The organism is Bradyrhizobium cosmicum (assembly GCF_007290395.2).
In the GTDB taxonomy this organism is placed as follows: domain Bacteria; phylum Pseudomonadota; class Alphaproteobacteria; order Rhizobiales; family Xanthobacteraceae; genus Bradyrhizobium; species Bradyrhizobium cosmicum.
Genome location: NZ_CP041656.2, coordinates 6,478,817 through 6,490,965, shown reverse-complemented (window position 1 = coordinate 6,490,965; position 12,149 = coordinate 6,478,817). Strand labels below are relative to the sequence as shown.

At 65.0% G+C, this 12,149-nt stretch carries 10 protein-coding genes and 1 pseudogene; 3 read left to right on the top strand and 8 right to left on the bottom strand.

What is annotated here, in order from left to right; genetic code table 11:
- Positions 1-8 precede the first annotated feature (8 nt).
- On the bottom strand, positions 9-1,100 hold the full coding sequence (locus FNV92_RS31075) for an enolase C-terminal domain-like protein (RefSeq protein WP_143843231.1): 1,092 nt from the start codon (positions 1,098-1,100) through the stop codon (positions 9-11).
- A gap of 193 nt (positions 1,101-1,293) precedes the next feature.
- Here FNV92_RS31075 and FNV92_RS31070 point away from each other — a divergent pair, with 193 nt between their 5' ends.
- Complete coding sequence (locus FNV92_RS31070; RefSeq protein ID WP_143843232.1) at positions 1,294-2,856, top strand: adenylate/guanylate cyclase domain-containing protein; 1,563 nt, start codon at positions 1,294-1,296, stop codon at positions 2,854-2,856.
- 258 nt (positions 2,857-3,114) lie between these two features.
- On the opposite strand, the gene FNV92_RS31065 is transcribed toward FNV92_RS31070, so the two are convergent.
- Positions 3,115-4,044: an alpha/beta hydrolase gene (locus tag FNV92_RS31065; protein ID WP_143843233.1), complete on the bottom strand. Its 930-nt coding sequence runs from the start codon at positions 4,042-4,044 to the stop codon at positions 3,115-3,117.
- A gap of 116 nt (positions 4,045-4,160) precedes the next feature.
- The gene (locus FNV92_RS31060; RefSeq protein ID WP_143843234.1) at positions 4,161-4,655 is read right to left on the bottom strand and encodes a hypothetical protein; all 495 of its coding nucleotides are present in this window, start codon (positions 4,653-4,655) and stop codon (positions 4,161-4,163) included.
- A 343-nt stretch (positions 4,656-4,998) separates the two neighbouring features.
- Here FNV92_RS31060 and FNV92_RS31055 point away from each other — a divergent pair, with 343 nt between their 5' ends.
- Positions 4,999-5,139: a hypothetical protein gene (locus FNV92_RS31055; RefSeq protein WP_008133926.1), complete on the top strand. Its 141-nt coding sequence runs from the start codon at positions 4,999-5,001 to the stop codon at positions 5,137-5,139.
- On the opposite strand, the gene FNV92_RS31050 is transcribed toward FNV92_RS31055, so the two are convergent.
- From FNV92_RS31050 to FNV92_RS31035, 4 genes are read right to left on the bottom strand one after another with little or no spacing between them, the layout of a single operon-like run.
- Complete coding sequence (locus FNV92_RS31050) at positions 5,136-6,722, bottom strand: ATP-binding protein (RefSeq protein ID WP_143843235.1); 1,587 nt, start codon at positions 6,720-6,722, stop codon at positions 5,136-5,138. The two genes, FNV92_RS31055 and FNV92_RS31050, sit on opposite strands and share 4 nt — an antisense overlap.
- On the bottom strand, positions 6,719-7,423 hold the full coding sequence (locus tag FNV92_RS31045; protein WP_143843236.1) for a response regulator transcription factor: 705 nt from the start codon (positions 7,421-7,423) through the stop codon (positions 6,719-6,721). The genes FNV92_RS31050 and FNV92_RS31045 overlap by 4 nt, the downstream gene beginning before the upstream one ends.
- A gap of 12 nt (positions 7,424-7,435) precedes the next feature.
- Positions 7,436-8,938, bottom strand: a complete 1,503-nt coding sequence (locus FNV92_RS31040) for a DUF4153 domain-containing protein (protein ID WP_143843237.1) — start codon at positions 8,936-8,938, stop codon at positions 7,436-7,438.
- Positions 8,935-9,102, bottom strand: a complete 168-nt coding sequence (locus FNV92_RS31035) for a hypothetical protein (protein ID WP_168213473.1) — start codon at positions 9,100-9,102, stop codon at positions 8,935-8,937. Before FNV92_RS31035 ends, FNV92_RS31040 begins: the two co-directional genes overlap by 4 nt.
- 26 nt (positions 9,103-9,128) lie before the next feature.
- On the opposite strand from FNV92_RS31035, the pseudogene FNV92_RS31030 reads away from it, so the two are divergent.
- Positions 9,129-10,487, top strand: a pseudogene (locus FNV92_RS31030) (glycoside hydrolase family 3 N-terminal domain-containing protein).
- Here the strand turns inward: FNV92_RS31030 and FNV92_RS31025 are convergent.
- Positions 10,469-12,091 (bottom strand): ABC transporter substrate-binding protein, encoded by a 1,623-nt coding sequence (locus FNV92_RS31025; protein ID WP_143843238.1) that lies wholly within the window; start codon positions 12,089-12,091, stop codon positions 10,469-10,471. The pseudogene FNV92_RS31030 and the gene FNV92_RS31025 sit on opposite strands and share 19 nt — an antisense overlap.
- Positions 12,092-12,149: the final 58 nt, after the last annotated feature.

Sequence of the window (12,149 nt, the reverse complement as noted above, 5' to 3'; positions counted from 1 at the left end):
GGGCCGCCTTACTCGACCAGATACTTCGTCACCGCCGCCTCGTCCCAGACGATCCCGTTGCCGGGCTCTTCGCTCGGCAGTGCAAATCCGTCCTTGATCGTCAAACGCGTCGAAAGCACCGCATCGGCCCAGTCGACATATTCCAGCCAGTGCGCGGTTGGCGTCACGCAGAGCAGGTGTGCGCTGACCTCCGAGAACAGATGCGTCGACATCTCGATGCCGGCGGCGTGCGCGAGCGAGGCGGCACGGAGCCAGCCGGTGACGCCGCCGATGCGCTGAACGTCCGGCATTACGTAGTCGCAGGCCTCGGCGGCGAGTGCGGTCTGCATCGAAAAGGCGCTGTCGAAATTCTCGCCGATCTGGAGCGGCGTGCGAAGCGCGTCGGCGATCCGCGCGCAGCCCTCATAGTCGTCGTGGCGGATCGGCTCCTCGATCCAGGTCAGGCCCTCGTCGTCGAGCATCTCGCCGCGCCGGATCGCCTCGGTCACCGTCAGCGCCTGATTGTAGTCGCACATCAGCGTTACGCGATCGCCGACGGCCTTGCGCACCGCGCGCACGACGGCGAGGTCCTCGCGCGCATCGGGCCGACCGACCCGGATTTTTGCCGCCTGAAAGCCTTCGGCGAGCAGCTTGTGCGCTTCCTCCACCGCAGCGCCTGCCGGCATGATGCCGAGTCCTTTCGAGTTGTAAGCCTTGACCGGCTTTGGTGCGCCGCCGAGCAGGCGGGCGAGCGGCAGGCCCTTGCTGCGTGCCAGCGCATCCCATGCCGCCATGTCGATGCCGGACTGTGCCAGCCGCTGCAGTCCGGCGAGCCCGAGCAGCGTGAAGCGCTGGGTCAGCTTGCGCTCGATCTCGAACGGCAGCAGCTCGTCGCCGGCCAGCAGTTCTGACATTTCCGTGACCATCGCCGTCAGCGGTTTCAAGGCCGAGGGCGTGATCGAGAACAGATAGGCATGCCCCACGGCGCCCTGATCGGTCTCGCAGTCGATCAGGACCAGCGGCGCTTTGGCCACCGCGCCCGTCGAGGTCTGGAGCGGCAAATTCATCGGCACGATCACGGGACGCGCCACAAAGCGCCTGATGCGGATGGTCTCGGTCATTTGGAGGGTCTCCCGGCGGAGTGAATGCAGGTCTTTGCCGATCTTAAACATTCGGTATGAAACGAAAAGGTGCTTGCCACGACCACCATAAAAGGGGGTTGCACGGGCGCGCATTTCTTGGCTCTGTGCCGCCGCATGTTGTGCTGCAAATCCCTGGACTTTGCGACAAAAACGCACACGACGGAGCCACAGAGTGAAACAAGAGATCGCCGAAGAACAGCGCAAGAGCGGCCTGCTCACCGGAGCCGTGATCGCTTTCCTCCTGCTCGCTCTGCCGCTCGCGGTATGGCTGGACCTGACCGAGCTCAGCAAGACGGCGCTGCGCCGGCAGGCGGTCGATCTCAATTCCGTCATCACCAGCGTGCGCAGCTATTACGCGTCCAACGTGGTCGGCCGCGTGCTCGCCAACCCTGGCGGCACGACCAAGGTCGTCCACAATTACGAATCCGTCCCCGGCGCGATCCCGATTCCGGCCACGCTGTCGCTCGAGCTCGGGCGGGTGATCGGCGCGCAGCAGGAAAACATCACCTACCGCTTTGTCTCGGACTTCCCGTTCCAGAACCGCGCCCCGCACCAGCTCGACAAGTTCGAGAAGGACGCGCTCGATGCCCTCCGCAAGGACCCCGAGCAGAAGATCGTCGAGACCGAGACCTCGCTGTTCAACGACAAGGTCCGCCTGGTCGCGCCCGTGACGATGGGCCCGGCCTGCGTGAGCTGCCACAACAGCCACCCCGAAAGCCCGAAGAAGGACTGGAAGGTCGGCGACGTCAGGGGCATCCAGGAGGTGATCATCGCCCAGCCGATCGCCGCCAACATCTTCTCGTTCAAGTTTCTGCTGGCCTATTTCCTGATCGCCGCCGGCAGCGGCCTATCGTTCCTCTCGCTGCAGCGCCGCCAGGCGAGCCGCATCAAGGGCATGAACAGGGAGCTGGAATCCGCCAACGACTTCCTGGCCTCGCTCTCGATGAAGATCTCGCGCTACATCCCGCCGCAGGTCTACAAGAGCATCTTCAGCGGCCAGAAGGACGTCACCATCCATACCGAGCGCAAGAAGCTCACCATCTTCTTCTCCGATATCCAGAATTTCACGGCGACCGCGGAACGGCTTCAGCCCGAATTGCTGACCCAGCTTCTCAACGAATATTTCACGGAGATGTCGGCGATCGCCCACGAATATGGCGGCACCATCGACAAGTTCATCGGCGACGCCATGCTGATCTTCTTCGGTGACCCCGAGACCAGGGGCGACCGCGCCGATGCGCAGGCCTGCCTCCAGATGGCCTGGCGCATGCAGCACCGCCTCACCGAGCTCAATGCGAAGTGGCGCGCCTCCGGCATCGAGTTGCCGTTCAAGGCCCGCATCGGCATCAATTCCGGCTATTGCAACGTCGGCAATTTCGGCAGCAGCGACCGCATGGACTACACCATCATCGGTGCCGAGGCGAACCTTGCCGCGCGCCTGCAATCGATCGCCGAGCCCGGCGGCATCGTGATGAGCTACGAGACCTTTGCGCTGGTCAGCGACATCGTCCGCGCCCACGCGCTGCCCGCGATCACGATGAAGGGCATCAGCCGCGAGGTGATTCCGTATTCGGTGGACGCGCTGAACGATGCCGCGGCGGAGCGAAGCGGTGTCATCACCGAACGCGCGCCGGGGCTCGAGCTCTACCTCGATCCGGCGGTGGTGAAGTCAGGCGATGCCGCACGGGTGCGCTCGCTGCTGGAGAGCGCACTGGCTGCGCTGAAACCGGCGTGAGGAAGTACCTCCGCAGCCGCTTTCTGATTGAGAGAGTCCTCGTGTGGCACCCCTCTCCCTAACCCTCCCCCATAAGGGGGAGGGAACGCATTCGTGCGTGTGGCTGGTTCAAGCTGCTGAAAATCGGCTTTGAGTTGTGGGCCCAGCTTCCACTCCGCGGCACACTGCGCTCCCTCCCCCCTTGTGGGGGAGGGCGGGGGAGAGGGGTGGCCCAGCAAGCGGTGCAAGTTTATTCGCCGCACCGCCGCCAACAGACCGCTACGGCAGCCCCCGCGCTTCCAGCTGCTTCACCAGCAACATGGTCGGCTCGGCAAGGCTGTCGCCGGAGCCATCGAGCCCGAACGCTCCGGCGATGCCGTCGCGGCTGCGCAGCAGCGCGGCGCGCGGGCAGTGGCCGGCGCCGCAGAGCGTCTTCTTCAGGGTCTCGCCCTGTGCCACGACACCGGCGGAATCGTCCGACGCCCAGGCCAGCACGATCGGCACGTCGACGTTGAGGATGCCGGGAAACACCGAGCGCTTGTCATACTGGCTGGCATCGGTGCCAAGATAAGCCTTCACACTGTCGCTCGCGTCCTTGCCGGCGCGATAGAACCCGGACACCAGCACCACGCCCGCGACGTCGGCGCGGTCGGTCTGGAACTCGGGATGCGCGAGCAGGGTGGCGACATGGAACGCGCCGGCGCCATAGCCGATTGCGACGATCTCGCGGGCATCGCCGTTGAACAGGTCGATATTGCCGTGCACCCAGGACAGCGCCGCCGCCACGTCGGTTGCACCGGCAGGCCAGGCCGCCGAGGGCGCCAGCCGATAGTTGACGCGCACCCCGATCATGTCGTTGCGCGCGGCAAAGCACATGACCTGGTCCTGAATCTCGCGCGACAAGTCCGGTGCGGCGAGGTCGCCGGTGAAGGTGTCGCCGGCTACGAACAGCAGCACCGGCCGCGGCGTGTCCGCCTTGGTCGCGCTGGCGGCGACGTCGAGCACATTGGCCTCGCTCTCACCATAACGCAGGCCGCGCGAGAAGGTCACCTGCTCGCACAGCCGCGCGGTGCCGCCGGCGGTCGTATCGGAATCGGTGAGGCCTGCCAGGACCAGATCGGACGGCGCGACCGGCTGCACCGGCACCGGACCATGCGCGGAGGCCGTCGTGACGATCAGAACAAGGAAAAGTGCGAGGTAATTCTTCATATCGTTCGGCCTTGCGTGCTCATATGGTCCGGCGCGTTTGGCCTGTCTTTTCAATTCGCCTTATTAGTTGGCTGATCTTGAGGCGATTTCACGGCACCCTCGACAGCCTCGGCGTTTCAATTCCCCGGCTGGAACGTGCAGTCCGCCCCGCTGCCGTCCTTCCGCCTGATCGCGTTGGGATCGATCGTGCAGCTCAGCTTGGTCAGGCTTTCGAAATTCGATCCCGCCGCTCCGTCGGGCGGAACGCCGGCCAGCGCCTCGGTCGCAAAGATTTCGTTGGCCGTCGAGCCGTTCACGGTCCTGGTCTTCTTGCCGAAGGTGACTTCGCAGTTGCGCAACGTGATATCGACATTGCCGCTGCGGCAGACGATCCTGTCCGCGGTCACCACGATCGGCTTCTTGTAGGGAATGTCGGCATTGGCGGCGAACAGCATCGCCACCCCTTTCTTCTCGGCGCCGGTCAGGTTCGGCGACAGCGGCGCGATCACGCCCGCGAGCGCCAGCGCCGTCGAGCCCGAGACCTTTGCGGGTGTGGCGCCCGAGGCGGCGGCGGCGCCGGAGGCAGTCCCGACAACGAGGGCGCAGGCGAGGATCAGTCGGACGGACGTCATGTTGCCTCCCCGGCGCTGCGAGCTCAGGCCTTTGTCTTCCGCTCGGCGACCGTGCTGGCCGCCTTTTGCACCGCAAGATCGGTCTCGATTGCGTGGATCAGTCTAGCACGCAACCGGATTCGGATGGCAAGACGCGAGCTGCGCGGTCATTGCGCGGAGCAGCGTTTTGCAGCGGTTGCTCAGACATTTGCACGGCGTGACCCCGCCTCGGCAGGGAAGAGGCCGTCTACTGTGCATGGGGTTGTTTTCGCAGCTTTGTGTCCTCGCATGTCCGTGATGGAACCTTTCGCCGGCTGAAGCGACTTATCCATGCATGACACGGGGAAACACGTGCGAGGCAGTCATGGCACACAAGCATACCGCCGATCCCACCGAGATCATGCGGGCGACCGGACATCCTGAACTGGAATACGCCGCCGGCTGGACCATCGCCGGTCTGGTCACCATCGGCACCATCGTCGCCGCCTGGGTGTTTGCGATCTAGGCAGCCGGAAACTGCAGCTCGAAGGCCGCGCCCGCTTCGGTAGGCTTGAGCCTGATCGAGCCGCCATGGCTCGCCATCACCGCGCGCGCGATCGCGAGCCCCATCCCGGTGCCGCCCTGGTCGCGGCGGGTGGTGAAGAACGCATCGAAGATCCGGTCGCGGTTCGGCGCCGAGATCGGCTCGCCGTCATTGCTCACCGTCAGCAGCAAGGTCGTCCGCGCGTCCACCGCCTCCAACCTGATCGACCTCGCCTGGTGCCGCACCGCGTTGTCGGCGAGATGCGACAGCACGATCAGCGCCTTCTCGCCGGACATGCCGATCGCCCGGTCGAAAGTGCCGCTGGCCTCGATGGAGCTCGCCGGAAACCGGCTCCTGAGGTCGGCGATGACGGGTGCAAGCTCGGTCCGCTCGTTCTGAGGCAGGCTCTCGGCGCGCGCCAGCTCGCGCAGCCGCTGTGCCATCGCCTCCAGCCGCTGCGTGTCCGACAGGATGTTGGCGATGAAGGTCTTCTGCTCGGCCGGTGTCAGGCCGTCCGGCTTGCCTTGAAACGAATCCTGCAGCAGCTCGGCCGCACCCTTGATCGAGGTCAGCGGCGATTTCAGTTCGTGGGTCAGGTGGGCCGAGAACGTCGCGATATAGTCGGAGCGCCGCGCGAGCTGCTCGGCCATGCCGAGGAAGCTGTGCGAGAGCTGGGCGAACTCGCGGGTGCCGTAATGCCGGAGCGGCCTGAGCGCCTCGCGGTCGCCGCGGCCGATCCGCGCGGCGCGATCGATCAGCTCGTACATCGGCAGCGTGATGGTGCGGGAGAACACGAGGCCGATCGCGATGGTGCCGAGGACGACGGCGAGCCCGGCCAGCACGAACTTGGCCCGCTCCTGGTAGAGATGGTCAAAAATGTTGCTCGGCGTCCGCGTGGTGTAGATCACCCCCGCAACGCGGTTGTTGACGATGACGGGCATCGCCGAGAATACGTGGACACCGAGGCCACGGCTGAAGGAATAGATCGGTGGCGGCGGCTTGTCCGGCACGCGGTTGCGCAAGGTGGCGCGGTATTGCCCGCGTAGCGCGTCCGCGACCTCCTCGATATGGGCGAGCGACTGTCCGACCTCCTGCCGCCCGGCGATCACCACCCCCTGCGGATCGAGGATCCGGAAGCCGGCCAGCGTCACCTTCTGGGTCTCGCGGATGATCGGCGTCAGCTTTGTGCCGATCTCGACATAAGCCGGCTGCGCCGGCTTGGGCGCAGCTTGTGCATCCGGCCGGCGCCGCAACAGATCGTTGGCGGTGAGATCGAGCTCGGGCCGGATCGGCGTGACCTGGTCGCCGGGATCGGGCAGCACGTTCGGCGGCACTTCGGCGCCAAGCGTCAGGCCGCTGTCGAGCCTTGCCGTGACCTCCTGCGCATAGATCGTCGCCAGCACGCGGCTCTGCGCGATCAGCTCTGCCTGGGTCTGGCGGATCAGCTGATTGTCGTAGAGGCGGAAGAAGAACAGCCCGACCAGCGGCAGCACGCCGACTGTCGTCAGCACCGCGAAAATCACGAGCGTGAGCGACGGCCGCCATTTCTCGGGCGCCGTGCTCATGCCTCTTGCTCGCAGCGGCCGAGCTTGAAGCCGACGCCGTGGAGGGTCTCGATCACGTTCTCGCAATTCAGCGCGGCAAGCTTGGCGCGGATGTTGCGGATGTGGCTGTCGATGGTGCGATCGGAGACCTGGATGTTGAGCTGATAGGCCGCCCGCATCAGCTGCTCGCGGTTGAACACCGAGGTCGGCCGGGTCAGAAACGCGCGTAAGATGCCGAACTCGATTGCGGTCAGCTTCAACGGCGTGCCGGCGAAGGTCGCGACATGCTGCTCGGGGTCGATCAACAGGCGGCCTTGCGACAGCGCGGCCGGCCCTGCCTTGGCCTCGCCATTGCGTGGGCTGAGGCGGCGCAGGATGACGTTGACCCGGGCCACCAGCTCGCGGGGGCTGAACGGCTTCGTCACATAATCGTCGCCGCCGATCTCGAGGCCGAGGATGCGGTCGATCTCCTCGTCGCGCGCCGACAGGAACAGGATCGGGACGTCGGAATTCTTGCGGATCTCGCGGCAGACGTCGAGGCCGTCGAACTCGGGCATGCCGATGTCGAGCACGATCAGATCGGGCCTGTCCGCGGCAAAGCGGACGAGCGCCTCCTTGCCGTCGCGCGCCTCGATCACGTCCATGCCGGCCTTCTTCAGGGCGACGCGGATGACCTCGCGGATGTGGCCTTCGTCGTCGACGATGAGAATGCGATGCGCCAAGAATTTCTCCGCTTACCCGGCCGGCTGACTGTTGGGCGGGCTCTTGGCCTGCGCATCGAGCCTGTGTTGCAGCCGCCAGCTCCGAAAGCCCCAGGCACGCCAGGCCATGGCCAGCCGCTGAGCTTCTACAAGCCGATCGCGGCGCCGAGCAAGGCACTCGTCGCCCGGGCGATGGGCGATCACGCGATCGAGCGCAGGCAGCGCCTGCGGTCCGAGTGTGAGGAGATAGTCGGCATCGATCGTCACGCCCTTGCCCGACATTTCACTGCTGTGCGTCAGATTGTAGTCGGCAATGAAGGCATCAAAGTTCATGAGCGAGCAGCCATACAGCACGATCGCGAGCGCGATCAGATTGGCGCCCACGAGCCACCGGTTGGAGCGACTGAGCACGATGCGGGCCATGATCAGGATCAGCCCGAGCGCCACCAGCCCCATCCAGATGAAGGCCGCGATGCGCCAATAGGTCAGCATATAGATGTCCACGTAGAGATCGAGGCGGAGGATGGAGGAGGCGACGAGAAGGACGTTCTGGCCGACCCAGAGATAGACCAGCGGCCGGATCACCGTCGATTTCTCGGCCGGGCCGCCCGGACGCATCGCGACCAGCACGAAGGCCGCGGCGAACAGCGCGGTCGCGATCAGCGGATAGGCGCCGCGATGGGCGTAGGACGCATAGGTGACTTTGGCAGGCAGCGCCACATGGCCCCAGAGATAGATGCCGTCGAGGATGGACTGCGCCGCGAACAGCAGGTTGAACAGGATCAGCGAGCGCAGAATGGTGGAGGGTCCCAGGAACGCGGCGGGGACGAAGGGCGCGAGGGGCTCCGGCTCCAGGGCCTCGGCGGGGACTGCGGTGGAACTCTTCACGCGCCGCCAGCGCACATGGATGAACGGCCACACCAGCGCCAGCATCAAGGTCCAGAACAGCACGCGCCAGACGCTGACATATTCGAAGATGACCTTCGGATTGAGCAGGGACACCCATTGCTCGATCACCGGATTGGCCGCAGCGAACAGCGCGACGAACACGGTGCCTAGCACCGCCGGCATCAGCCAGAGTGCAATGCCGCGGGTGAACGCCGACATGTTGAAGACCTGAAGCGCGTCGGGGAAGAACCGGAAGGGGCCGATCAGGACAAGATTTCGCAGCGCCCGGGCGCGGTCCGCGAGTCCCGTCGTTTCAGGATTGGTTGCCAATAGCAGGGCGATGACCAGTGCCGCGACGAGGATCAGGAACGAGAGTGCGTAGAGTTCCTCCAAAGCCGGCACGAGACCGAGCGCAACGACCATGCCGCCGATCGCAGCGCGTCGAGAATCCAGCGTGGCATGGTTGGCGAGCAGCGAGGCGCCTGCGATCGCGACCGCGAAGATCGCCAGCGACAGACCGATCCGCTGGCCGTAGAACAGCCAGTCGGCGAGCGCGGCAAGCAGCAGTGCCATCGTGATCCTGGCCGACAGCGCGGAAGGCCTGATCGGTTGGATGTCCGTAGTCGACGTCGTAGCCGGGCTCGTCATGTCCAGAAGACCCTTTCGTGATGGATGGCATCACGAAGTCTGAACGTCGTTTGTGCAGAAGGCGGGATCACGCTCTGCACGGATTCAGGAGTCTTTTGCAGTTTTCGTGCAGGGGCGTCATTGCCTATCGCGTAGCGCAGATCGCTTTGATAGGTGCGAAGCATTCGCCACTCCCTGGACCTGACGCATCATGCAATTGCTCCGTCGCATCGGCCTCATCCTGCTCTGGCTTGCCGCGCCCCTCGTCTTGTTCGCGGCCGCGAACAAGAACGATCCCTATCTGCTCGCGCTGCGCGGCGCCGGAAACATCGCGCTTGTCGTCGCAAGCATCGCGATCGTCATCGTCCTGCTGCGCAGGGGGCGCTGGCGCAGCATCGGGGGCAAGCTCCTCGTCACGCTCTGGTGCCTGCCGCCCCTCCTGATGTCCGCGGCGCATCTCGAGTTTGAACTGCGCAAGCACGATGTTCTCAGCGCAAGTGCGGCCGAGGCGCGTCAGCTCGGGCCGCACTTCATGGTCGGTTATTCGTCGTTTCCCGAGGTCGCACGCCTTGCCGAGCAGGGCTTGATCGGCGGCGTCTACGTCACCCGGCACAATATTCGCGGCCGGACCATCGAAGCGTTGCGTGCCGAGATCGCGGCGCTGCAGGACAGGCGGCGTGCCGCTGGCCTGCCGCCGCTGGTCGTCGCTGCCGATCAGGAAGGCGGCATCGTCGGGCATCTCGCGCCGCCGTTGACGAAGTTGCCGGCGCTTGCGACGCTCACCGGGCTCGCCCCCGACGAGCAGCAGGCCAAGGCGGAAGAGTTCGGCCGCATCCACGGCCGCGAACTCGCCGGACTCGGCGTCAACCTCAATCTCGCACCGGTGCTCGACCTCAAGCCGCCAGTCCGGCGTAACCGCCTCGATTTCTATACGCTGATCGGCTATCGGGCGATTGCGACAGACCCGGCCGTCGTCAGCGCGATCGCGAGCGCTTACGTCCGCGGGTTGGAAGAGACGGGTGTTGGCGCGACGCTGAAGCATTTCCCGGGTATTGGCCGCGTACGCACCGATACCCATCACTTCAGCGCCAATCTCGATACGCCGGTCAGGGAACTGGAAGCGACCGACTGGCTCCCGTTCCGCTAGGTGCTGTCGCATTCCCGCAGCGCGTTGATGGTCGGCCATGTCACGCTCACGGCCGTGGATCCCGATCGCGCCGCCTCGCATTCGAAGCGCGTGGTCGAAGGGATCATCCGCGACAAATGGGGTTACCAGGGTGTCGTCATGACCGACGACCTCGTGATGGGGGCGATCTACCAGAACGACGTCTGCAAGGCCGTGGTCGAGGCAATCAACGCTGGCGTCGACCGGCTACTGGTCGCCTATGACGGCGCGCAGTTCTACCGGGTCTTCGCCTGCGCGCTCGACGGATCGCGGCAAGGCAAGCTCGACGCGGCGATGCTGCGCGCGAGCGAGGCGCGGCTGCAACGGGGCTTTCCGGTCGAGCAGGCGCGAGCCACGTCCAGCGTCGTGCACGTCGTCGACAAGAATCAGCCCTTCGCGAACTGACGGTAGTCCGGCTCACGGTGAAACCAGAACTCGTAGCCGCTGACGGCCTTCTGCATGGCGACGTCGTGGATCGGCTGGTTGAGCGGAACGACGGGAACGTCGCGCATGCAGAGCGCGACGAAATCCTTCACGGACTTGTCGTACTCGGCCGCATCCGTGGTGAACCGCGCCTTGTCGATCAGCGCGTCCATCTCCTTGTTCTGATAGGAGGAGATGTTGAAGATCGAATTGTTGCCGTGGAAATTCCAGTAGAAGTAATATTCGGGATAGTCGAGCCAGCCGCTGAAGCGGTTGAGCGCGAGCGGCAGCTCCTTCTTGTTCAGCGTCGTGCGCCAGTTCGCGCCGGGGATTTTTTCGATCGACGCCTTGATGCCGATTTTTGCAAGACTCTCCTGGATCAGGATCGCGGTCGGCTCGCCGACGGTCGCTGTACCGGTGTCGAGCGACAGCGTCGTTTCAAGTCCGGACTCGAAGCCTGCTTCCTTCATCAGGGCCTTGGCCTTGTCGAGATCGGTGACATAAGGAGATGGTTGCGGCCAGACCGGCTTTGAAACCTCTGGAGCTCCGCCATACATCGGAACGGCACGGCCAAAGAACGCGCTGCTCTGGATCTGCTCGTAGGGCATCGCCCAAGCGATGGCCTGACGCAGCTTCACATTGTCGAACGGCGGCTTCGCGGTGTTCAGCGCCACGTACCAGAGCGCGTTCGGTATCGGCACGCCCGAGACCTTGACCTTGCCCTCCTTGATGATCTGCTCGAAGTCACGCGGGGCAAAGCCGCTGGAGAGATCCGCATCGCCCCGTTCCAGCATCGCGCGGCGCGTGCCGGCGGAGGGCACGTCGCGTGCGATCACGCGTTTGACCTTCGGCAGCGGTCCGCTCTTCCAGTCGTCGAAACGCGTCAGCACGGTCTCGCTGCCGGGCTTCCAGCTCTCGATCCTGTAGGCGCCGCCGCCGGCTTCGTTGGTCCTGAGCCACGCCAGCGCCCACGGGTCCTCGGCGGTCGCGTTCTTCTTGGCAAGCTCGGAGTTGATGATGAAGGGCACCACCACCGCGACGTTGAACAGCAGCATCTTGTCCTTGCGCACATAGTCGATGCGGAAGGTGTGGTCGTCGACAACGACGAACTGCTCGGGCTTTTCCAGCGATCCCGCCGACATCTGGAAGGTCGGAAAGCCGCCGACCTTCACCGCGCGGTCGAACGACCATTTGACGTCCTTCGCGGTCACCGGCGCGCCGTCGTGGAATTTTGCGTCCTTCCGCAATTTGAAAGTGCACGACATGCCGTCGGCGGCGACCTCCCAGCTTTCGGCTAGTTCAGGCGCGAGCTTTTCCCGGTCGTAGGACACCGTGCCGTCGGGCAATGTCCTGGAAGCGTAGGAGAGCAGGCGGTCGTAGCAATTCCAGGACAGGCCGTTCACGGTCTGGTTGGAGCCGACGCCCTGCATGTCGAGCGAGTTCGGCCCCAGCTCCTGCACCACCAGCAGCGTCTCCGCGCGCCCTTGCGCAGAGGCGAAGCGCGGCGCGACGAGCGTTGCGCCGGCGACACCGAGGCCGCCGAGCAGGACGCTGCGGCGGTTCATACCGGAAGATGATGCGCTCATCGCTGCCTCCTCAAGAGAAACTCAGGATACGAGGAGGCAAGGGGCATGCCACGACGAG

Coding starts and splice junctions, on each gene's coding strand:
- FNV92_RS31075 (WP_143843231.1), bottom strand. CDS start 1,100: ATGACCGAGACCATCCGCATCAGGCGCTTTGTGGCGCGTCCCGTGATC.
- FNV92_RS31065 (WP_143843233.1), bottom strand. CDS start 4,044: ATGAAGAATTACCTCGCACTTTTCCTTGTTCTGATCGTCACGACGGCC.
- FNV92_RS31060 (WP_143843234.1), bottom strand. CDS start 4,655: ATGACGTCCGTCCGACTGATCCTCGCCTGCGCCCTCGTTGTCGGGACT.
- FNV92_RS31055 (WP_008133926.1), top strand. CDS start 4,999: ATGGCACACAAGCATACCGCCGATCCCACCGAGATCATGCGGGCGACC.
- FNV92_RS31050 (WP_143843235.1), bottom strand. CDS start 6,722: ATGAGCACGGCGCCCGAGAAATGGCGGCCGTCGCTCACGCTCGTGATT.
- FNV92_RS31040 (WP_143843237.1), bottom strand. CDS start 8,938: ATGACGAGCCCGGCTACGACGTCGACTACGGACATCCAACCGATCAGG.
- FNV92_RS31035 (WP_168213473.1), bottom strand. CDS start 9,102: ATGCTTCGCACCTATCAAAGCGATCTGCGCTACGCGATAGGCAATGAC.
- FNV92_RS31025 (WP_143843238.1), bottom strand. CDS start 12,091: ATGAGCGCATCATCTTCCGGTATGAACCGCCGCAGCGTCCTGCTCGGC.